The following is a 22530-nucleotide window of genomic DNA, read 5'->3' as shown; positions in this document are numbered from 1 at the left end:
GCCGAAACCCCCGTCCGAAACCCGGTGTTCGGCCACCCCCCATGCCGCGCACCGGAACGGACGCCCCCAAATGAGGTCGGGTTCCCGCGCACAGTCCCCCAGCGCGCGGGAACCCGACCTTTGGGTATTCGGGCAAGCGGGTCATCCTCGAAGGAAGCCTCAATCCTGCGCTGCGGCGCGAAGCACAACGAGCAGTCGACCAAGGGCTTCGTCGAACTCGCGCCGGTCGCTGGCATCAACCCAGCTCCGTCGCCACCAACCTTCGGGCGGGAGCGCCGCCTCGATCGCTTCCACGGCGAGTGCGGAATAACGAGCGTGCACGGGCTTCGTCAGCCAGTGATCGACTCCCTCCGCGTCCTCATTCCAGGGAAGTTCAGCTCCCCCAGGAAGATTGGCTGCGAGTATCGCCGCAACTGCCAGCGTCTCATCAGGAAGCGGATCCTCTGACGATTCACCGTTCTGAACAGCGGAGACCAATGTGCGCTCGATGAAGTCGAGGCGCTCTTCAGGCGAGTACGACACAACCACGTCGATGACGTCGAGAGCAGTGTCACTGCCGAACGGACTGGTTGCCCACGTTCCCAACGGTGTACCTCCAAAGTTGCGCGGGTCAGAAATACCCTCCCACAGGAACGTGGATCTCCGGGTCACGCCGGTTCAAGAGCTTCGTCCCATGGCTCTTCCAGCCCTCCATCACGGTCTGTTCCAAGCGCCGAGCCGTAACGGATTTGATGCCTGAAGGCAGATTCATCCACGTCACATTGGCCACGTCTGAAGGCCCGTACCCACGTGAGCCAACGGCGTGCTTCTTGCCCATGGATGCACTGACTCGCCCGTTGATGTTGGTGGTGGACATCCCGACGTACTTCTCACCGCTGTTCATGTGGATCGTGTAGACACCCGGCTGGTTCGGCACGCCGAACGCATCACCGAGCTGATCACAGGGTTGCGCCCCGGCGTTGTGGACCAGGACGTTCTGGTCACCGACCGCGATGTTGTAGGTCGGAGTGCCGTCGATGGTGAGGTTGTGGACCATTCGGTCGAAGGACGTCCACGTGCGGATGGACACGACCAGCAAGCGCTCACCCGAGGGCGTGCGGAGTTCCTGACCCGGCTTGACATCCTCGGCCAACGACCAGTGGCCTTCGTCGTCCACCCAAATCGGGTGGCCGTCGGTGGACTGGACCTTGGACGTGGCGTTGCCCCGAGCGCCGTCCGTGTCGACCGTCAGCTCGACCATGTTCTTCATGCCGGAGCCGGTGATCGTGGCTGCTACCGGGCGGACTTCACTTCGCCCGGTCGTGGGGTCGGTGGTGACAACCTGGTCGCCCTCCTTGACCTGCTCGATCGGCTTGCGCGATCCGTCGGCCATGAGCACGCCAGTCCCGCCGACGAAGCTGTTGCAGCTCGGGTTCTTGCCGCCACCCTTCGGGGAGCCCGGCGTTTGCGCGTCCGGAGGTTTCGGTGGTGGTGGCGGTGGTGGCGGCTCGGCTTTCACCGACGGTGCGGTGGGCGCGTTGGAGCCTCCGCCTTCGGGTTTGTCCCCGCCGCCTCCGGGCTTGTCGCCTCCCCCGGGTTTGCCGCCGTCGGGTTTGCCTCCGCCCGGTGAATCGCCGCGCGGTGTGCCGCCGCCCTGCTTGCCGGCGTTCTTGGCCGTGCCCGCTGCTTCGTCGGCTCCCTTGGTGCCGCTGCGGATCGCCTTGGCCGCGTACTTGCCTCCCTTGGCGGCCGCGGCTCCCCAGCCGACGAACGGGATCGCTCCCGCCGCGGACAGGGCCGCGTCGGTGTAGTTGCCCTCGGCCGCGTACCAACCGGCGTTGGCCAGGTCCGCGACTTCGCCGACGACCGGGACGAGGCCCGCGACGTCCAGTGCCGCGTGGCCGAGGTCGCTGAGCCAACCGTGGCCGTCGATCTCCACCCGGCTCAACGGGTTCCCGCCGCCGAACGCGTAGCGGTTCTGGGTGAACGGGTCGGTGGTGAGGTTCAGGTCAGCCAGGGCCCCGTTGTAGAGGTCCATGGTGGTGAACCGGTTCAAGCCCGGGTCGTAGTCGCGGAACCCCATGTCGTAGTTGCCCGACGAGGCGTCCCAGCGCATCGAGTTGTAGCGGTAGACGTTCTGGGGTTCCTGCGACGGCTGGCCGCCCTCGGGCGAGTCGGCGCCGGTGAACTCCGACTGCTCGTCCTCGCCGTAAGCGGTGTAGCCGTAGGTCGACTGGGTGTTGCCGTCGTCGCCGGTGGTGGCTTCGACGTCGGTGTGCGAGTTGGTGCTGTACTCCGAGTCCTCCTCGCTGCCGTCGTCGTTGAACTTGATCTGCGACAGGCGCTCCCCCGTCGCGGAGTACTGGTAGGACTTGCGCAGCTTGCCGTTCTCGGTCTCGCCGATCACCTGGTCGCCGATGCCGAGGTAGGTGAACTCGGTGTTCTTGTCCTCCCCGTCGCCGGTGACGGACTGGCGGGTGGTGCGGTCCAGCGGGTCGTAGCTGTAGTCGCTGGTGACGCCGCCCTGCCCGCCCGGGCCGTACTGGCGGTGCTGCGCGGTGCGGTCGAAACCGTCGTAGCGGTAGGACTCCTGCGGATCGCCGGCGAAGGTGAGCTTGTCCAGCCGCCCGAAGGTGTCGTAGCGGTACTGGGTGGTGGCGCCGTTGGAGCTGGCCGAGACCAGCCGGTTGCGGTCGTAGGAGAAGCGGGACGTCTGGCCGCCGACTGTCTGCTCGATGACGTTGCTGTTGTCGTCGTTGACGTAGTTCTCGCGGGAGTCCTGGCCGTCGCCGGACTTGCGGACCTCGCTGATCCGGTCGCGCGGGTCGTAGCTGTAGGTGGTGTCGCGGTCGATGGTGTCGGAGTGGTCGTCCGCGTTCATCTTCCGCGACTCGTCGCGGGTCCGGTTGCCGTTGGCGTCGTAGCTCGCGCGGTGCTCGTTGACCAGCGCGCCGTCGGCCTTGCGCTCGATCTGGTGCGAGAGCTTGCCGTCCAGGAAGTGCTCGTAGTCCGTGCGGTTGTTGTTGGACTTGTTCTCGGTGACCAGCATTTCGCGCTTGTCGTAGGCGAACGTGCTGGTCTTGGGGTCCGGGTTGTCGCCGGCCTTGGAGTTGGTGACCTTGGTGACCAGGTCGCGGGCGTCGTAGGCGTACTCCGCGGACTGCTGGTCGTGCTGGTAGCGGAGCAGGTTGCCGGTCTCGTCGTAGCCGAACGTCGTGGAGTGCCGGCGGTTCCCGCCCTGCAGCTCGTCGACCTTCGTCGCCCGTCCCAGCTGGTCGTAGTCGATGTTGTACGTGTCGGCGCGAGCGCCGGAGGAGCTGTCGGTGACCCGGGTGAGGTTGCCGTTCGGGTCGTAGGAGTGCTCGAAGGTCTTGCGCTCGTCGTCGCGGGTTCCGAGGTTGTCGCGCACCCAGCGGACCGCGTCGGCGTTGACCGCGCCGTCCGCGCCGCCGTTGAGGGTGACCGAGCGCAGCTGGCCCTCGGTGTAGTCGTAGGAGCCGAGGGAGACCCAGCCGTCCTCGCTGACCTGCGTCTGGTCGACGGTCTTGGTGGTGCGGCCGCCGTCGTGCTCGACGGTGTAGGTGGCGTTGGTGGCCTCACCGCGCGGGAACCGCACCGCCACCTCGTAGCGCCCGGAAGCCGGGACGTCGGCCTTCCAGACGAAGCTGTCCTGGGTGGGTCCTGGCTGGTGGGTGCGGTAGTCGTAGCCCTGGTGGTCCGGCCCGTCACCGGCGGTGCCCCAGTCGCCGCGCGCCTCGGTGTAGTTGCGGTCGGAGTTGTCGACCAGCACCGGGTTCAGGCCGGCGGGAACGCCGTCGTCGCTGCGCTGGTGCAGCTTGCCGTCCGGGTAGTAGGACCAGGTCTGCGTCCGGTTGGCCTTGCCGCTCTCGTCGCTGACGGTGCGCTTGGTCTGCTGGCCGAGTGCGTCGTGCTCGTAGGAGGTCCGGATGTCCCACGGGTCTTCGCTGGAGGAGATCCAGCCGTTGTCGAAGTACTCGTAGCTGGTGACGTTGCGGTTCTGCTGCCCGTCCGAGGGCGGGGCGCTGATCTCGGTCGGGCGGCCGGCGGCGTCGTAGGTGTAGCGGGTCGAGCTCGGCCGGTTGTAGCGCGCATCGGCCGGGTCGTAGGCGTTGATCTCCTCGATGACCCGGTTCATCTTGTCGTAGACGGCCTGCTGCGCGAAGTCGTCGGGTTCGGGGGTGTTGACGCCGCGCGGCGTGATGGTCCTGGTGGTGTTGCCGACCTGGTCGTACTCGAAGCGGGTGGTGTTCACGACGCCGTCGCGGTGCGGGACGCGCTGCTCGGTGACCATGCCGCGCTCGTCGAGGACCAGGTCGGTGCGCACCCCGGCGCGGTCGGTGCTGGCCACGGGGTTGCCGTCGCGGTCGTAGGTGGTGCGGGCGACGTTGCCGTCGGCGTCGAACTCCGCGACCGGGCGGTGCAGCAGGTCGTACTCGGTGCGGCTGGTGAAGTCGGCCGGGTCGGGGGTGGCGTTCTTGCGGGCGTCGGCCACCTCGATGACGTTGCCGACGTTGTCGTACTCGGCGGTGGTCCGGCCGCCGTGCGCGTCGGTGACCTCGATGAGCTGGTCGATCTGGTCGTAGGTGTAGCTGGTGGTGTAGTCGCCTCGGGTTCCGGTGGCGGTGCCGTTGGGTTCGGTCTCGCGCAGCAGGTTTCCGACGGCGTCGTACTCCATCGTGGACACCTTGGCCGGGCCGTCGGCGGTGTCCTTCGGCGCGGTGACCGATACGGGCAGGTCACCGGGGTCGTAGGCGGTGGTGGTGACCGCGCCGTTGGCGGCGGTGGTGCGCACGGTGTTGTCGTTGGCGTCGTAGACCGGACCGGGCGTGATCACGTGGTGCCGGTTCGGGTCCGGGCTCGCCGGGTCCCACGGCTGCTTGGTCGACAGCGGCCTGCGGAACTGGTCGTAGGTGTAGGTGCTGGTCTTGCCCAGCGGATCGGTCGCGGCGACGACGTTGCCGACGACGTCGTAGGAGAAGTCGGTGTGGTTGCCGTAGGGGTCGGTGATGCGCTTCGGGTAGCCGTTGGGGTCGAACTCGCCGTAGGTGGTGGTGTTGCCGTTGGCGTCGGTGTTGGTCCGCAGCTGGCCGAAGCGGTCGTAGCTGTAGCGGGTGGTGTAGTCGCCGTCGGCGGGCGTGGCGGTGCCCTTCGGGTCGGTGACGGTGAGCAGGTTGCCGCGCTCGTCGTAGCCGAAGGACCAGGTGCGGCCTTCGGGCGTGGTCTTGCCGGTGAGGTCGGCGACGTAGCCGCCTTCGCTGAAGCGGTAGTCCAAGCGGGTCGGCGGTCCGCGCTCGGCGTTGGCGCGGGCGTCGCGGATCTCCAGCGGGTACCCGGTGCGCTGGTCGTAGACCCAGGTCGACAGGGCGCCGTTGGGTTCGGCCATGCGCACCACGTTGTTGTCGGCGTCCCAGGTCAGCTCGGTGGTCTCGCCCTTGGCGTTGGTGAGCTTCACCGGCCGCCCGTAGCCGTCGATGCGCACGTCGGTGCGATGCCCGTTGGGATTGGTGACCACCGAGTCGACGGTGGAGCCGTGCACGCCGTCCGGGTCGGCGTAGTCGAAGGTGGTGCGCCCGCCGCGCCGGTCGGTGATGGCCTGGACGCGCTTCTTGTGCAGCAGGTCCAGCAGGCCGCCTTCGAAGTAGCCGATGCGCGTGGTGTTGCCCAGCGGGTCGGTGACGGAGGTGAGCTTGGCGTTGTTGAGCAGCCCGCCGTCGTAGTCGAAGGCGAAGGTCCGGGCGCCTTCGGTGTCCTGGCCGTCGACGATCTGCCGGAGCTTGCCGAAGTCGTCGTAGACGAAACCGATGCGGCGCCCGGAGACGTCGGTGATGGATTTGAGCTGGTTGGTGACGTTGAGGTTGGTCAGCGAACCGATCAGCTTCTTCACGGTCCCGATCAGCAGCGGCGCGTTCTCGCCCCACTCGTAGTAGTCGAAGGTGAGCACCTGGCGGCCGGTGGCGTCGGTGACGTTCTTGAGCACGCCGGTGTTGCGCCCGCCGAGGTGGGTCTGCTCGTAGTTGAAGGTCAGGGTGTTGCCGTTGGCGTCCACCATGGACCGCTGGTAGCCCTGCTCGTCGAAGAGGGCGCGGCTGCGGTCGGGGCGCATCAGCTCCCAGCCGCGCTCGACGCGGCTGAGTCTCATGTGGACACCGGCGGGTTCGTCGTAGGTCCAGTTCGCCGGGTCGAGGCTGTCGTTCTTGTTGAGCTCGAAGGTGTGGCTGGTGCCGTCACCGTCGATCATGGTCACCTTGCTCGCGTGCCCGACCAGGCCGGGCAGCAGACCGCGGAACTGCAGCGGCGAGCCGAGCCGGGTCAGGCTGGAGGCCGACACCGACCAGCCGTGACCGGCGTAGGAGTGGGAGGTGTCCTGGGAGTTGTGGGTCAGCCGCACGAAGCTGGCCAGGCCGCGACCGGGGTTGTTGATCGGGTCGAAGGAGAACACCGCGTTGCCGGCGTGCTGGTTGGCCAGCACCGTCGAACCCGCACCGGCGTTGGTGCCCTGGAACTGGAAGAACTGCTCCAGGCCGAGCTGGTCGGAGGTGGGGTCTTCGACGGTGACGGGCAGGCTCAGCGGCGGCACGTCGTCGGTCTCGGACCACCACTGCCCGGTGAGCCGGTGCCGCACGTCCCAGTTGAGGACGAACTGCTCGCGCTTGTTGCCGAGGTCGGCGAGCTTGGGGGCGCGGACCTCGGCCTGCAGCTGGACCTTCTCGCCGGGCTCGAGGTCGTGCGGGAGTTCGGTCTTGATCTCGCCGAGCAGCTCCGGCTGGGGCGTGCCGTCGGCCAGCGACCAGTGGTAGGACAGCGCGTGGGTCTTGGCCGACAGGGTCCGGTCGGTGACGTTGGTGAGCGTGACGGTGACCTCGTGCACGTCACCGGGGATCATGCGCTGCGGGGTGGTGGGCGCGTCGTAGGCGCTCGGCTTCTCCGGGGCGGGTGGCTGGGCGAGCGCGCGGGCGGACTCCTCCCGCTGCCGCCTGCCCTCGGCGGACTCATCGCTGTTGGTCCAGTTCGCGCGGATGTCGTCGAGGCCGGGCAGCGGGTAGACCTGCTCGTCGCGGTTGCCCGGCCGGTCCTGGCCGGGTGCTTGCGCGGTGGCGGGCAGCTGCGCGACGCCGGTGGCCAAGAGAGCGGTGGACAGCGACAGAGCCAGCAGCCGCCGATATTTCGACATCCCGGCGTTCCCCTTCGCGGTGGTGTCGTGCACGAGGAACTCGGCCATCCCCATTCGGCCCGAAATTCCCCCAGTCGCGCGGATCCGCGGAATCGCGGAATCCGACTCGGCGGAAATTAGCGGCACTCTCACGCTCCCCCAATCCGCCATTCGGGTGGGGATGTTCTTCGTGCGCCCGAATGCCGCATGCGAGCGGCCATTTCACGCCAATCGCGAAGAACTCGCCCACATCGGGAACTGCTTCCCGCTACCCTCCTGCGCCGGGCGAGTTCTGCACCGCCGATTCAGGGGGAACAATGCTGAAAACCGCACGCACGGCCGCAGCAGCGCTGGTCGCAGCGGCTGCGACCATTCCGATGGCCGCTCCGGCACAGGCGCTGGAGCTCGACGAGATCCCGATCTTGGGATCGTTGTTCGCGCACGAACTCCCACTTCCGGGATACGGCGACATGGTCGTCGACAACGCGCGAGAGCAGATCTTCATCAGCGGCGGACCGACGTCGCAGGGAATCGTGGTCACCGATTTCTCCGGGCACGTGGAGAAGACGATCGAGGGCCAGCCCGGCGCGACCGGTCTGGTGCTCAGCGACGACGGCGCGACGCTGTACGCGGCGTTGAGCGCGGGTGACGCGATCAGCGCGATCGACACCGAATCGCTCTCCGAGAAGGCCCGTTTCGGCACCGGAGCGCAGTCCTGCCCGACGCACCTGGCGCGCACCGCGGGCAACGTCTGGTTCGGCTACGGCTGCGGTTCGTCCTGGGAGGGCCGGATCGGCAAGCTGGACACCGCCGGGCAGCCGCCCGCGGTGGAGCTGGACGTGCAGGGCGGCACGCCGTTCCAGCAGGCACCGCTGCTGGCCTCCGGGACCGGTGACGCCGGGCCGGTGCTGGCAGGTCAGCCGGACACGAGCCTGGCGCTGCTGAAGCGCTACGGCGCGAGCGGTGACGAGCTGACGCCGGGCGCGGAGTCGGGAGCAGCCGGGAGCAACCTCACCGACCTGGCCGTTTCACCCGATGGTGCAACGGTTTTCACCGCTGCTGGATCGCGGGACGCGGTGGACGCGTTCAGCTCCGGCGACCTGGCCGCCCGGGACCTACGCGAGCGGTCCGCATCCGCTGGCGGCGGCACCGTCGCTGGACGGCGGGTTCCTGGCCACCGCGACCGCCGGGTCGACCGAGGACCAGGTGCGGATCTACCAGGTGGGTGGTGCCAAGCCGGTCAAGGCGGTCGACGTGCGCGGTGACGCCGTGGCGGCGCGCGGCCTGGCCTGGTCGGCGGAGAACGAGAGCCTGTTCGTGGTGACCGTCGACGGCGAGGACGTGCCGACGCTGGAGTGCGTGAAGCACCCGACGTTCGACCTGCCGCTGCTGCCCTGACGCCCGTTCCCGCTCAAAGAGAAGACGGCTGCTCCGACCGGAACCCGGTGGGGCAGCCGCCTTCTCCGTCGGCTCAGATGTCGAGCTTGAACGACTGGGTGTCCCTGGCGCTGTGATCGGGTTTGGTGGAATTGCTGGTGACCTGTTCTCGTTCGGTGAGCTGCAGAACGCCGTTCTTGGCCGGGGGCTGCTGGATCGCCACGACCAGTCGCGGCGTGGACTTCGGGCTGATGACGACGGTGCCGTCGTTGCGGCGGTTGATCGTCCAGACCTGGGCGGCGTTGGCCGGATCGCAGTCGGCGGTGCGCAGTTCACCACCCGTGCGCGCCTCGGCGGTCACGCACTGGCGGTTCTCCTGGCTCTGGATGGTCATCGCACCGTCGGGGCGCTTGGCGATGACCCACTGATCGGCCGAACGCGGTTGTGCGGCCGAGTGGGGCTGGACGGCGCGGATCGCCGAGTCCGGTCCGTTGACCACCCAGCGGGACTTGTCGGCGACGGTGGTGATCTTGGTGACGAGCACGGAATCGGCCGAAGCCGACAGCGCGGGCACGGTCGACAAGACCGCCATCGCGCCGAGTGCACCCAACATCCAGCGAGCGCGTCTCATGGTTGTTCCTCCGAGGATGAAGGTGTTTCGGGGAAGGCGAACCCGTCCGGTTCGCCCGAAATCGATACATACCAGCGCCCCGGGTGATGTTCGCGGTCAGTAATCACAACGGGCGAAGCCCGGATGATTCGAGGCGTTCCCCGGCCCGACACCACCGGTGAGTAGCCTGGCGGCCCGGTGTTCCCCAAGAGCTGCGAGGATTTTCGGTGACCGAGTACCAGCACTACGAGTTCCTCGCGGTCGACCGGCCGTTGAGCGACGACGAGCAGGCCGAGGTGCGGGAGCTGTCCAGCCGGGCGGTCATCAGCGACACCGCCTTCGCCGCCACCTACGAGCAGGACGACTTCCGCGGCGACCCGGACGTGCTGGTCGAGTCCTACTACGACGCCCACCTGCACGTGACGAGCTGGGGCACGCACCGGCTGATGATCCGCGTCCCGCGCGGGGACCTCGACGACGCGATCGCCGAGGAGTTCGAGGTCACCGAGCGCGTCGACGTCTGGAGCTCCGAGGACCACGTGGTGCTGGACTTCGTCAGCGAGGACGAGGAGCCCTCCGAATCGACCGGCCACGATGGACTGCTGTCGCTGCTGGCCGGCGTCCGCGACGAGATCGCCTCCGGGGACCTGCGTCCGCTGTACCTCGCGTGGCTGTCGGGTTACGGCACGTGGGAGCGCGACGAGTTCGCCTTCGACACCAGCGCCGAGGAGGAGCTCGAACCGGTCGTGCCGCCGGGGCTCACGCAGCTCACCGCCGCGCAGACCGCGCTCGCGGAGTTCCTGCGGCTGGACGACGACCTGCTGGCGGTGGCCGCCGAGAACAGCACGCCGCTGCAGGAGCGGCTCGACCCCAAGGCGCTCGGCGCCTGGGTGACCGATCTGCCGTCGGCCGACAAGGACCTGCTGTTGTTGCAGGTCGCGCAGGGTCAGGCGGCCGAGGCGCGGATCGAGATCCTGCGCCGCTTCAACGGCGACACCGCCGCGGGCAGCCGCACCGTGGGCGAGCTCCTCGACCAGGCGGCCCAGCGCCGGGCCTGACCTCACACCCCTTTATTGCCACCTCATTGCTACAGCAATCGAGGAGTGATTAACCTCGGAGGGGTTGGTCGTGGCCGAGGGGGGAACGTGGACGAGGTGCAGCGGATCGGCGACTACGCGTTGCGGCAGGCCCGCCCGGAGGACGTCGAGGGTGCTCGCGCGCTGATGCTCGACACCTTCTACCGGGAGATGGGTTCCGGCTACGTGCCGGAGTGGCACGCCGACGTGATCGACCTCGAACGCACCTACCTGCGCACTCCCGGTCAGACGTTGTTCGTCGCCGACCTCGGCGGTGAGGTCGTGGCCACCGCCGGTCTGCGGTCCGGTGGCCCGAAGAGCCCGCCGAACCCGCTGTGGCTCGCCGAGCACTACGCGCGCGGAACCACCGCGCAGCTGGTGCGCACCTACGTCCGCCCGTCCCACCGCAGGCACGGGCTGGCCCGCGCGCTGGTCGAGAAGTGCTGCGAGTTCGCCGCGGAAGTCGGCTACGACACCGCCTACCTGCACACCAACCCCGAGATCGACGGCGCGGAACCCTTCTGGCGGAGCCTCGCCAAGGAGGTCCACGACGCGCGCGGCGAAGGCGAAGCGATCGTCCACTTCGAGATCGCCCTGCCGACCTCGCGCGCGTGACCGCCGCCGACACCCGGCGCGGCCGGTGGTCGCTGCTGGCGCGGTTGACCGTGCTGCCCGGACTCGCCCGCCTGCTGCTGCTGACCCAGCTGGCCTTCAACGTCGGCTTCTACCTGGTGGTGCCGTTCCTGGCCACGCACCTGTCCGACGACCTGGCGATGGCGGGCTGGGCGATCGGCATCGTGCTCGGCGTGCGCACCTTCAGCCAGCAGGGCATGTTCGCGATCGGCGGCGCGCTGGCCGACCGCTTCGGCGTCCGGACCGCGGTGCTCGCGGGATGTTCGGTGCGCATCGCCGGGTTCCTGGTGCTGGCCGCGGCGGGCGACTTCGCGACCGTGCTGGTCGGAACCGTGCTGATCGGGCTCGCAGCGGCGCTGTTCTCGCCCGCGGTGGAATCGTCGCTGGCCGTGCAGGGCGCGGAGCTGGAGGAGCGGGGCGTGATCTCCCGAACCGAGCTGTTCGGCCTGTTCGCGGTGTGCGGCGAGGTCGGCGCGGTGACCGGGCCGCTGCTCGGCGCGGTCCTGCTCAGCGTCGACTTCGGACTGACCTGCTCGGTCGCCGCCGCGGTCTTCGCGGTCATCCTGGCCGCGCACGCGCGGTGGTTGCCGCGCGGACCGCACGCCGAGCGGCGGCCGCTGCTGGCCGGGTGGGCCGACATCGCGCGCAACCGCACGTTCCTGGTCTTCGCCGCCGGTTACAGCGCCTACCTGCTCAGCTACAACCAGCTCTACCTGGCGCTGCCGGTGGAGCTGGACCGGGTCGGAGCCGACTGGGCGCTGGGCTGGATGTTCGCGCTCGCCGCGGTCGTGGTCGTCGTCGGCCAGCTGCCGCTGGCGGCGTGGGCGCGCAACCGGTTCGGCGCGCATCGCGCGCTGCCGCTGGGTTTCGGCCTGCTCAGCCTCGCTTTCGCCGTCGTGGCGGGGTTCTCGCCGTGGACCCTGCCCAGCGGGTTGTCGCTGCTCCCGGCGGTGCTGTTCGTGGTGCTGCTGACCTTCGGGCAGATGCTGGCGGTTCCCGTGGCCCAGGACCTGGTTCCCCGGCTGGCCGGTGGGCGCAACCTCGGCTCGTACTACGGGTTCCTGTCCTCGGCGGGCGGTCTCGCCGTGCTCGTGGGAAGCGGTGTCGCGGGTGAACTGCTCGACCTGGCGGCGAGTCCGGGCCCGTCGGCGCCGGTGCCGTGGTCGGTGCTGGCGCTGCTGCCCGCTGTGGGTGGTCTCACGCTGCTGGTACTCGCCAGGCGGTACAGCAATGAAAGTCGTTCTCATTAATCTGGGTGCTTCCGCGCCCGAGGAGGTCCGCCCCCATGTCCCAGGGACTCACCCGCGTCGCCGCGCTGTTAGCCGGCGCGCTCGTGCTCTCCGGCTGCTTCGCCGCCGCTCCCGGCGGTGGTGCGGACGACCGGCTGGGCGTGGCCATGTCGTTCCAGCCGGTCGCGAACCTCTCGCCCCACAGCGACGACGCGCTGCTGCTCACCAAGCTCGGGGCCGCCGAAACGCTCACCGTCCTCGACCGCGACGGCACCGCGCGGCCCGCGCTGGCCGAGAGCTGGGAGCAGACCGACCCGCTCACGCTGCGGTTGAACCTGCGCGCGGGGGTCACCTTCCACGACGGCACGCCGCTGACCGCCGAGCACGCCGCCGCCTCCCTGAACCACGTCGTCACCGCCACGACCCCACCCCGCGCGCTCAAGGGCGTGCAGCTCACGGCGAAGGCCGCGGGTGAGCGGGCGCTGGAGCTCACCACCGCGCGACCGGATCCGATCCTGCCGCAGCGGCTCACCGCTCCGCAGCTGGCGATCCTGGCTCCGGCCGCCTACGCGGACCCGGCGTCGCCGAACCCGGTGCGCACCGGAACCGGTCCCTACGTGCTGGATTCGGTGCAGGGCGCGGCGGGCGCGACGCTCAACGCCAATCCCCGCTACTGGGGCGGAGCGCCGAAGGCGTCCGGTGTGGACGCGCGGTTCATCGCCGACGGCGCGAGCCGGGCGAACGCGCTGCGCGCGGGCGAGGTCGACGTGGTCGACACCGTGCCCGTCTCGCAGCTGCCCACCGTCGAGGGCAACGAGGTGCTCGACGTGCCGCTGCCCCGGCTGATCGGCGCGCACCTCAACACCCGCTCCGCGGTGTTCGCCGACCCGGCGATGCGCGCGGCGGCTCGGCAGGCCATCGACCCGGCGCGCATCGCCGAAGGCGTCTACGCGGGTCAGGCCGATCCGGCGCGGGGGCTGTTCGGCCCGGCGAGCCCGTGGGCGACCGCCGCCCCGCCGCCTCCCGCTCCTGCGGCTGCCCAGCCGCGCGGCCGCATCCGCATCGCCACCTACGACGAGCGCCCGGAACTGCCCGAGATCGCCTCAGTGGTCGCCGAGGACCTGCGCAAGGCCGGTTTCGAGGTGACCGACGTGGTCGTGCAGGAGTTCTCCACGATGGAGTCCGACCTGCTCTCCGGCGCCTACGACGTGGTGATCGGCGCCCGCAACTACTCGGTCGACACCGGTGACCCCATCGGCTACCTGCGCAGCGACTGGACCTGCGACGGCGGGTACAACCTGTCGCGGCTGTGCGATCCGGCCATCGACGCCGCCGTCGAGGCCGCCCAGCCCGCGCCCCCGCAGGAGCGCGAACGCGCCGCCGTGCGCATCGCCGAGCAGGTGCTCGGCACCGACGCGATCGTCCCGATCGCGCACGAGCGCAGCCGCATCGGCATCGCGCCCGGGGTCAGCGGCGTCGCCGAGGACGGCTTCGACCGGAGGCTGATCACCGTCGAAACCTCGCGCGGCGCATGAGGAAGGTGCTGCGCGGACTGCTCGTCACCGCCGGCGCCGTGCTCGTCCCCGCGTTCGTGGTCGGCGCGCTGCCGTGGTTGAGCGGCGACGACCCGGCGCAGACCGTGCTGCGCGCCCGCTCCGCCGAGCAGGAGCTCGACCCGGCCGTGCTCGCCTCGATCCGGCACGACGTCGGCATCCCCGACGACCCGGTGACCGGCGTGCTGGGCTGGCTGGCGGGGGCGGTGCGCGGGGACTTCGGGCGGTCCTGGGTCAGCGGCGTTCCGGTGGCGGATTCGATCAGCCGGGCCGCCGGGATCTCCGTGACGCTGGCCCTGGTCGCCGCGCTGACGGCGCTGGTGTGCGCGCTGCTGGTGCTGGCGCCGAGCCTGTGGCGGGCCGCCCAGGGGGCCGGTGGTGTCGGCCGGGGCGCGCTGGCCACCGGTGCCGTGCTCGCCGCGGTGCCCGAGTTCCTGCTGGCCACCGGCCTGCTGGTGCTGATCGCGGTGCACTGGGGGCTGGCGCCGACCTCGGGCTGGTCCGGTCCGGCGAACATGCCGCTTCCCGCGCTGGCGCTGGGACTTCCGGCGGCCGGTGCGCTCAGCCGGGTGCTGGCGAGCGCGATCGACGGCGCGCTGGCCGAGCCGTGGGTGCGGGTGTGGCGGGCGAACGGGGTTCGCAGGCGCGTGGTGCTGCGGGCCGTGGTGCGGCGCGCGGTGGCGGTGGCGTTCCCGCAGCTGGTGCTGCTGTTCGTCGGGCTGCTCGGATCGGGGATCGTGGTCGAGGCGGTCTTCGCCATCCCCGGTCTCGGCGCGACCGCGCTGCACGCCGTTCTCGCTCAGGACCTGCCGCTGGTGCAGGGCTGCGTGATCGTGCTGGCCCTGCTGGGCCTGGCGTTCGGCGGCCTGGGCGTCCTCGCTCACCGGTGGATGCTGGGTCCCGCCCTGCGCAGCACCGGCATCCCGCAGTCCACATCGGACTCGACGGGGAGCGCGCGCTGGGCGCTGGTGGCGGCCGGAGTGCTGGCCATCGCCGTGCTGGCCGGGCTGCTGCGCGACCCGAGCGCGATCTCGCTGACCGACCGGCTGCAGGCCCCGGCCTCCGCGCACCCCTTCGGCACCGACTCGCTGGGGCGCGACCTGCTCGCCCGCTTCGGCCACGGCGCGCTGCTCAGCATCGGCGGATCGCTGGTGGTCAGCGCGGTGGCGCTGGTCCTCGGACTGGCCTCGGGCATGACCCGCACGCGCGCGGGGGTCGCCGACGTCCTCAACGCGGTGCCTCCGGTGCTGGCCGGCGTCGTGGTCGCGGCCGTGGCCGGGCCGGGGATGCTCAGCGCCGTCATCGCGGTCTGCTCGGTCGCCTGGATCCCCCTGGCCGTGCACGCCCGGACCCTGACGGCGGAGGTGCGCGCCTCGGGTTTCGTCCGCACCGCCATCGCCACCGGCGCCAGCCGGACCCACGTCATCACCCGGCACCTGCTGCCCTCGGTGTTCACGCCGGTCCTGCGGCACGCGCTGATCCGGCTGCCGCACAACGCCCTCGCCCTCGCGGGCCTCGGCTACCTGGGACTGGCTGCGCCGCACGACTCCCCGGAGTGGGGCGCGATCCTGGCGCAGTCCATCGACTACGCCGAAACCGCCCCGTGGAGCGTGCTCTTCCCGACCGCGGGCCTCACCCTGCTCGGCCTCACCGCCGCGCTGGCACCGCACGCACCGGGCGGTTCACGCCCGAACTGACCACCGGGCCCGTCACGCGACCGGCTTGACGTCCGATCGCTTCACGTACACCCAGCGGTGGTGGTAGGAGATCCGCACGTACTGCTCGGCCCCGCTGATGACCACGTGGTTGTTCGGGTCCTCCAGACCGTCGTAGCCGACGTGGTAGTCCGTGGCGCCGACGTCGTCCCCGGCGACGTAGACCTGGCCGGCCGGGATGGTGTACGGCAGCGGGTCGATCACGGTGGGGTCGATGCCCTCCGGGTACTCGCGCGGCGACGGTGCCGCCATGCCGTAGGTCGGGATGCCGTCGCGGCGGGCCTCGACGAGTTCGGCGTCCTCGGCGGGAGCGGTGTTCTCGCCGCCCGGGTCGCGCAGCCACGCCTTCTCGCCGCCGAACCAGATCGCCAGCCAATCTCCCCGCCGCTCGGCGACCGCGTAGCGCTGACCGGTGGCGGCCTTGGCCGACCAGTCCTCGATGCGGGTGGTGCCGGGCTCGCCGTCGGGGTGCAGCGCGGGGTTGCTCAGCAGCGGCGCGTCGTCGCGCGGTTCGGTGCGCAGGTACAGGAAGTTCGCGGGCTGCGCGGGGAGTTCCTGGCAGGCGCCGTCCGGGCATTCGGTGACCGGCGGCTGGTTGGTGGCGAAGCGCGGGGAGATGGTCACCGCTTCACCTTCGCCGCGCTCGCCGTCGAGCGGTGCCCCGACGAGGTTCATGTAGTGCGCCCAGTCCCAGTACGGGCCCGGGTCGTAGTGCTCGGACCCGGCACCGGCGGGCTTGTCGGCGCTGACCTCGTCGTGGCCGACGACGTGCTCGCGGTCCAGCGGGATGTCGTACTTCTCCGCCAGGTACCGCACGAGCTTCGCCGACGAGCGGTACATCGCCTCGGTGTACCAGGTGCCGCCCTCGTTGGCCCAGCCCTCGTGCTCGATGCCGATGGAGCGCATGTTCCGGTCCCAGCTACCGGCGTGCCACGGCATGTCCTTGGTGGGCACCATCTGCGTGACCTCGCCGTCGGACGACCGGATCACGTAGTGCGAGGCGGCACCGTGCGCCGGGTCCTGGAACAGCGAGATCGTGGTCTGGTAGGCGACTTCGGTGTCGTGCAGGACGATCGAGTCGATCTCGACGTCGTCGGGCCGCTCGGCGGTGTCGTAGTTCCCGTACCCGGCCGAGGGGTCCTCCGGGTCGGTCGGCGCGTAGGCGGCGGGGATGAAGCGGCAGTCCAGCGAATCCGGGCACTCGGCCTCGGATTCCGCTTCGTCCTCGGCGAGCGCGGTCGCGGAGAGGTCGCGGTCGGGCTCCACCTCGGGGATCCGGGAGAACGCGACGTGCTGCCCGCTGGAGGTGGTGCGGGCACGCCCTTGGCCGAGCACGTCGTAGACGCTGTCGGCGAAGTCCTGCGCACCGCTGGTCCGCGGGCTGCCGCTGAGGTCGGCGATCGCCGGGTACCAGGCGCCGAGGTCGTTCGGGAGCTCTCCGCCGCCCAGGCTCTTGGCGCGCGCGGCGAGCAGCGCGGCCCCGGCGCGGACGTTCTGCTCCGGGTCGCGCTTGAGCGTCTCGGCCGGAACGCCCACCAGCTCCGCGGCTTCCGGCAGCGTGTGCAGCGCGGGGTGGTCGGCGAGCTCGCGCAGCTTCGGGTTCTCCTCGCGCAGCCGGGCCACGTCGACCTCGGTGAGGTGCATCGGCCCGTAGCCGCCCGCCCTGCTCTGCTCGCCGTGGTGGTCCTCCCACCTGGTGAGCTGGTAGGACGTGGCCATCAGAAGCGGTGCGGGAACGCCGAACTCGGCCGCAGCCGACTCGAACGTCCGCTGCACCGCGGTATCCGGATCCTCCGCTGCGTGAGCGGGAGCGGTGCTGAGCAGCAGCCCCGCGGTCACCGCCGCCCACAGCGCGCGTCGCTTCGCCTGTGCCTTCACCCGGGCCTCCCGTTCCTGTCCACTCACGATGGAGCGCTCAGGAACGGAATGTCCTCCTCCTGCCGCGGGCGCGTCGGCGAGTTCACACAACTGCCACCCTCTCGTTACCTGTCAGGGCGTGCTGACCTGGAAATCGCGGAACTGAGCGTGCACGTCGTGGCTCGGGCCCCACTCGGTGGCGTGGCCGCCGAAGAACGTGGAGAAGAAGATGCCGGAGAAGGGGATGTCGGAGATCTGCTGGATCCCCTGCTCGTCGAGCACCTGCTGCCCGTCGATGCTCACGAGGATGCGCCCGCTGTCTCGGTCGACGGTCTGCTGCACGGTGTGCCACTGGTCGTCGGCCTGCCACTGCCAGGCACCGCGACCGACGTCCTCGCCGTAGCCGTCGCCCATCGACGGGTCGTAGACGTAGACCTCGCCGTCGGCTCTGCGAGCACCGGAACCGGCGTCGTTGCGCCACATGAACCGCGTCGACCACGCCTGGCCGTGGTTCCCGCCCCCGGCCTCGCCGGGTTTCCCGCCGTAGAGACCGGGCAGCTTGCCGCCCTTGCCGAAGTCCCAGTCCGCCGGGAACCGGACCTGGTAGGTCAGCTGGAGGCTGCGCGCCTCGGCGAGATCGCCGCGCCCGGCGGCGGTGAAGTCGCTGTAGAACTGGCCGCCACCTTCGCTGGGGCAGTCCTCGCAGGACGGTGCGGACGAACCCTGCCCGTAGAACACGTCCACGGCCCCGTCCTGCCCGGACATCCGGTCGAACCCGAACTGCCCATCACCGACCACACCCCACTGCTGCGACCACGAATCAGCCGGGAAGTCGGCGAAATCCCCGTTCCACGGCTCCGCCGCCGACGCCGTCGCGGGCAGCGACACCGCCGCGGCCAGCACGAGCCCGAGAAGTCCCGCCGCGCGGCGAGATCGGTGAGTGCGCATCGTTGATCACCTCGACCACGAGCACACACCCCCACCCCCACCAGGTCAACGCCCTGGCGTGAACCTGCCGCGGTCAGGTGCCGTGGAGATAAACCAACCGCTCGGTCCGTTTGATAAATGGACCAAAGGGTTTGTTTTTGTCTCCCCAGCTTAGAAGACTCGATTCCTTTCGATTCTGAAAACCGCACCACGAAGGTCGATCAACACTGCTAAGCAGTCACCTGCAGCGGGGATACCTCACGACGATCGGCTGCCTCGACGCAGCGGAGCCACAACTCGTCGCTTTCCTTTGCAGCGAGCCATTGCAGAACATCACTTCGAAGGACGCTTCATCAGTCAAGTGCAAGAAAACGCCAAACACCGACGTTTCCGACATGCGCCCGACCTTCGGGTCACCCGTGCGACGACTCGCGACTCGCCCGTCGCCCCATCGACCCCGTGCGAGCGGACGCTTGCCACCCCTCGGAACCGCACCCGATCGGCCCAGTCGCTGATTATTGTCAATCTGACACTATCTCGGTATGGTCCTCGCCATGCACGATGAATCCTGGTCGCCACCAACCGTTCTCCTCACGGTCGACCTCGTGATCCTCACGCTTCGAGCAGGACGCCTCTGCGTGCTGCTCGTCGAGCGAGGCGAAGAGCCGTTCCGAGGCGAGTTGGCACTACCCGGTGGCTTCTTGAACAACACCGGGGAAGCGATCACGGAAGCCGCCCACCGCGAGCTGAACGAGGAGACCTCTCTGAACGCGGAACAACTGCACTTGGAGCAGTTGGCCGCTTACGGAGAACCGGAGCGCGATCCCCGGGGGCGGATCGTCTCGGTGGCGTATCTGGCGATCGCCCCAGGTCTCCCCGAACCGAAAGCGGGAACCGACGCAGCACATGCCTCTTGGGTCCCCGCAGAAGAAGTTCTGAGCAAGCGGGCACGGCTGGCGTTCGACCACGAGCAGATCGTGGTCGACGGGATCGAACGTGCTCGAGCCAAGCTCGAGTACACATCGCTGGCCACGGCTTTCTGCGGCGATCTCTTCACGATCGCGGAGCTGCGGAAGGTCTACGAGGCCGTCTGGGGAGTCGAACTCGATACGCGCAATTTCTACCGAAAAGTCCAAGCAGTGAGCGGATTCATCGTTCCGGCGGAAGCCGAACGACGAACTGCGGTGGGGCGACCCGCACGGTTGTTCCGAGCGGGGCCGCAAACCGTGTTGTCACCTCCGCTGATCCGCCCTGCCCCATTCCCGACCAATGAGGGAACTTAGATGAACAAAGACCTCGTGGTGGTACTGACCGCCCTCAATCTCGAGTACGAAGCCGTGCGACGGAGATTGGCAGATCCGCAGGTGCACCGCCACGCCAGGGGGACACGATTCGAAGTGGGGAGGATTCCGGGCAAGGCGTGCCGGGTCGCGCTCGGCCTGACCAGCAAGGGCAATCACCCGGCTGCCGTTCTCGCTGAACGCGCGATACAGCAGTTCTCCCCGGCGGCGGTGCTCTTCGTCGGTATCGCAGGCGCCTTGTGGGAGACGACGAAGCTGGGCGATGTCGTCATGGCAACCCATGTTTACGCGTACCACGGCGGCACCAGCGAAGACGACGGCCTCAAGGCGCGGCCGCGCGCGTGGGAGGCCCCGCATGCGATCAGCCAGCTGGGCTTCCACGTGCAGCGCGCCGATGACTGGGTCGACAGCGCCCACGAAGGTGACCGGCCGCAAGTTCACTTCGGCGCCATCGCAGCTGGAGAGGTCGTCCAGAACTCACGCATCTCCGCCGAGGCGCACTGGATTCGACAGCACTACAACGATGCGCTCGCGATCGAGATGGAAGCCGCCGGAGTCGCGCAAGCCGGACACCTCAACACATCGCCGGTCGCGATCGTTCGCGGCATCAGCGACCTGGCTGACGGCACGAAGAGCACCAATGCGGATCGCAATTGGCAGCCCCGAGCAGCGAACAACGCCGCAGCCTTCGCCACGCGGCTGGCAGCGGAGATAGCAGCAGAAGGAGTCAGCGCGATGTCCGATGACATCAGCCCCACCGCACCACGAAGCGTCACCAACACCGCCCACTCCAGCACTGTCGGGATCATGGCCGGCGGCGCGGTCGTCGGAAGCACCGTCAACGTGAGCGCGCCCCCAACGATCTCGGGACTGCCCGACCTGATCGCGGGGCTCAACGACATCCGTGAGCAGCTTGATCGCGAGCACGCCGCCGGAGCGCTCGACGACGACACATACCACGACGCGCAGGCCGAGCTCGACACCGCCAGCCAAGCAGCGCGGGAGAACACGCCGGATTCCAAGAAGAAGGTGACTCTGGCGTTGAAGCGGCTGCGAGGCCTCGTCGCGGATTTGGCCAACCTGGCCGCCCAGCTGGCTCCGCTGATCACGGCTGTGGGAGCGCTCTCATGACCAACGAAACCGGCACCACCACCAACACCGCTGAGAACTCCACGGTCGGCATCCAGGCGGAGACCGTCCACAACTCGAACGTGTACATCGTCGGCCCGGACTCCGCCCCCGAGCACAAGTACGAGGTCGGTAAGCGCTACCTGGACGACGGTGTGCCCAAGAGCGCACGCGATCTGATCAGTGATGCGATCGCATGCGGCCACAACACCGCTCAGGTCCGCTTCCACTGGGTCCTGGCCATGCTCAGCAAGCGCGCGTACCACGACCTGACCGCTGACGAACGCGAGCGCTTGCACCTCGTTTCCGGACTCGTCGACAGCTATCCCGACGACGAGTGGAAGGCAGCTCTGCGGGTGACCTTCGATCTGCTTGAGTGCCTCGTCGAGGTCAACGGGGAGACGGAGACCGCTCTGAAGGCGCTCCGGGAGCTGCCGCCCGAACAGCGCGACCCGATCGTTCGACACCTGGACCTCGTCCTCACCGGCGGGATCAAGGACAGCATCTGGGCGGAGTCCCGGGAGGCGGCCAAGGCTTCACGATTCGCCAACGACCGCAGCAAACGGGTCTGGGCCTACTTCGAGCCCGAACCGATCGGTCCACGTGCTCGTCCTCCGGTGACCGTTGCTTATGGCATCGAGACTCAAGGCGAGGCGTACGTCTACTCAGGGCTCTTCGCGCTCCTGGCCGGCCTTCTGTGGATCTTCGGGGTATCGGCATCACCGGTGCCGGTGATCATCGAAACGTTGATCCTGGTAGGCGCTGGTTTCGGGGCCTATCGCTTTGGCGAGCAGTGGTGGTTCCTGAAGCGTCGCTTGGAGGACAAGGAGCGGGAGCACTTCCCTCCGTACCTCACGAACGTTCACACCACGGGGGACGGGTTCACCAACCGCGTTCATCACTCCTTCGAGCACTACTTCGCGGTGTGCGCGCCGCACGGCGTGGACCGCGACCAGTGGCTCAGGTACACGACCGGCATCCGCGCCAGCCTCGGAATGGAGATCTCCGAGATCTACCGCGAGAGCAGAGTGGGAATCGATCGCCTGTACTGGTTGATCCGGTACCTGGCACGGGACACCCGCGACCGTCACGTCAACGGATCGCTGGTCGACTACCGGCAGCGCTACACGACCAAGATGACCACAAAGGCGGCGTGCACGGCCTCGCTCGGCGTCACGGTCCTCATGGGGTTGAGCATCGCCGTCCAAACCGGTTCTCCCATGGGATTTTTGGGGTTGATCGCTGCGGCTTTGAGCGGCGGCAAAGCGGCAACCGCATGGCTGCGCCTCAGCAGCGAGAAGCGCCGGCTTGCCGAGGACACCCACGAGTACGAAGAACGCCTGGCCGCCCGAGTTGACGCGTACCAACGGTGGAAGGGCTATCTCGATTCGATCCGGCCCAGCGAGTCCGAGATGGAGACCTGGCTCGCCTGCGACAAGACGATTTTCACGGACGAAGTCCTCCGCCACTACCAGCTCGGATGGCGTGAAATCATCACCCACACCATCCTGTTCACCCCGGCGCGGCCGTACAAGCGCGCTCGCGTCAACGGTGGCCCTTGGCGCTACTCGCGCTACGAGCTCCGCCTGTTCCTGGTCACGCAGGACGGCGTCCGGGAAGTCAGCACCGAGCTCGACTTCTCCGACGCGACGCTCACCAACGAGCACCGCAGCAACTACCGGTTCGACACCGTCTCGTCCGTGCAGGTCGCCGAACGCAGCGGCGCCAGCTACGAACTCGAGCTGATCCTCTCCAACGGCCCCGCGCGGATCATTCGCGTCAAGGACGCGGACACGCACCAACTGGTCCCAGGGGAGAATCCCGAAGTGATCTCAGCGATCAACCTCGATGCCGTGGGATTCACCAACACCTTCCACCTCCTGGAAGGCATCGCCGCTGACGGCAAGCGCTGGATCGACCGGAACAGCCCCGGCCGCCCGCCACACGCTGCGTAGGTCACCGAGAATCGGCAAG

At 69.1% G+C, this 22530-nt stretch carries 15 protein-coding genes; 10 read left to right on the top strand and 5 right to left on the bottom strand.

Annotation, left to right across the window (positions count from 1 at the left end; genetic code table 11):
- Window positions 1-159: 159 nt before the first annotated feature.
- Window positions 160-585, bottom strand: a complete 426-nt coding sequence (locus E1181_RS22095) for a DUF4259 domain-containing protein (RefSeq protein ID WP_165944714.1) — start codon at window positions 583-585, stop codon at window positions 160-162.
- A gap of 25 nt (window positions 586-610) precedes the next feature.
- Window positions 611-7225 carry a golvesin C-terminal-like domain-containing protein gene (locus E1181_RS22090; protein WP_165944713.1) on the bottom strand — a complete coding sequence of 2205 codons (6615 nt, stop codon included), beginning with the start codon at window positions 7223-7225 and terminating at the stop codon, window positions 611-613.
- Window positions 7226-7467: 242 nt separating this feature from the next.
- Between E1181_RS22090 and E1181_RS22085 the strand changes: the two genes are divergently transcribed.
- Window positions 7468-8415, top strand: a complete 948-nt coding sequence (locus E1181_RS22085) for a YncE family protein (protein WP_132677555.1) — start codon at window positions 7468-7470, stop codon at window positions 8413-8415.
- Window positions 8372-8548, top strand: coding sequence for a hypothetical protein (locus E1181_RS22080; protein WP_165944712.1), 177 nt, complete (start codon window positions 8372-8374; stop codon window positions 8546-8548). The genes E1181_RS22085 and E1181_RS22080 overlap by 44 nt, the downstream gene beginning before the upstream one ends.
- Window positions 8549-8621: 73 nt before the next feature.
- On the opposite strand, the gene E1181_RS22075 is transcribed toward E1181_RS22080, so the two are convergent.
- Window positions 8622-9119 carry an RICIN domain-containing protein gene (locus tag E1181_RS22075; protein WP_165944711.1) on the bottom strand — a complete coding sequence of 166 codons (498 nt, stop codon included), beginning with the start codon at window positions 9117-9119 and terminating at the stop codon, window positions 8622-8624.
- A 245-nt stretch (window positions 9120-9364) separates the two neighbouring features.
- On the opposite strand from E1181_RS22075, the gene E1181_RS22070 reads away from it, so the two are divergent.
- The 5 genes from E1181_RS22070 to E1181_RS22050 all read left to right on the top strand — a co-directional run bounded on the left by E1181_RS22070 (window position 9365) and on the right by E1181_RS22050 (window position 15325).
- Window positions 9365-10195, top strand: coding sequence for a hypothetical protein (locus tag E1181_RS22070; RefSeq protein ID WP_132677552.1), 831 nt, complete (start codon window positions 9365-9367; stop codon window positions 10193-10195).
- Between the two features lie 87 nt (window positions 10196-10282).
- Window positions 10283-10828, top strand: coding sequence for a GNAT family N-acetyltransferase (locus tag E1181_RS22065; RefSeq protein WP_235876946.1), 546 nt, complete (start codon window positions 10283-10285; stop codon window positions 10826-10828).
- The gene (locus E1181_RS22060; RefSeq protein ID WP_132677551.1) at window positions 10825-12096 is read left to right on the top strand and encodes an MFS transporter; all 1272 of its coding nucleotides are present in this window, start codon (window positions 10825-10827) and stop codon (window positions 12094-12096) included. The genes E1181_RS22065 and E1181_RS22060 overlap by 4 nt, the downstream gene beginning before the upstream one ends.
- A 35-nt stretch (window positions 12097-12131) precedes the next feature.
- Window positions 12132-13610, top strand: coding sequence for an ABC transporter substrate-binding protein (locus E1181_RS22055; RefSeq protein WP_132677550.1), 1479 nt, complete (start codon window positions 12132-12134; stop codon window positions 13608-13610).
- A complete protein-coding gene (locus E1181_RS22050; RefSeq protein ID WP_132677549.1) occupies window positions 13607-15325 on the top strand; it encodes an ABC transporter permease subunit in 1719 nt (572 codons plus the stop codon). The genes E1181_RS22055 and E1181_RS22050 overlap by 4 nt, the downstream gene beginning before the upstream one ends.
- A gap of 12 nt (window positions 15326-15337) precedes the next feature.
- Here the strand turns inward: E1181_RS22050 and E1181_RS22045 are convergent, their stop codons facing one another.
- Window positions 15338-17221, bottom strand: a complete 1884-nt coding sequence (locus E1181_RS22045) for an N-acetylmuramoyl-L-alanine amidase (RefSeq protein ID WP_132677548.1) — start codon at window positions 17219-17221, stop codon at window positions 15338-15340.
- Between the two features lie 111 nt (window positions 17222-17332).
- Complete coding sequence (locus E1181_RS22040; protein WP_207922250.1) at window positions 17333-18148, bottom strand: polysaccharide lyase; 816 nt, start codon at window positions 18146-18148, stop codon at window positions 17333-17335.
- A 533-nt stretch (window positions 18149-18681) separates the two neighbouring features.
- Here E1181_RS22040 and E1181_RS22035 point away from each other — a divergent pair.
- Genes E1181_RS22035 through E1181_RS22025 form a run of 3 tightly spaced genes read left to right on the top strand, consistent with a single transcriptional unit; the run spans window position 18682 to window position 22511 of the window.
- Entirely contained in the window at window positions 18682-19410 is a 729-nt protein-coding gene (locus E1181_RS22035) for an NUDIX hydrolase (protein WP_132677547.1), read from the top strand.
- Window positions 19411-20559 (top strand): 5'-methylthioadenosine/S-adenosylhomocysteine nucleosidase family protein, encoded by a 1149-nt coding sequence (locus E1181_RS22030; RefSeq protein WP_132677546.1) that lies wholly within the window; start codon window positions 19411-19413, stop codon window positions 20557-20559.
- Entirely contained in the window at window positions 20556-22511 is a 1956-nt protein-coding gene (locus tag E1181_RS22025; protein WP_207922249.1) for a hypothetical protein, read from the top strand. Before E1181_RS22030 ends, E1181_RS22025 begins: the two co-directional genes overlap by 4 nt.
- Window positions 22512-22530 lie beyond the last annotated feature (19 nt).

Origin of the sequence: Saccharopolyspora terrae, assembly GCF_004348435.1 — a bacterium.
Classification (GTDB): Bacteria; Actinomycetota; Actinomycetes; order Mycobacteriales; family Pseudonocardiaceae; genus Saccharopolyspora; species Saccharopolyspora endophytica.
Note: the sequence above shows the minus strand (reverse complement) of the source record. Positions and strands in the feature narration are given on the sequence as shown.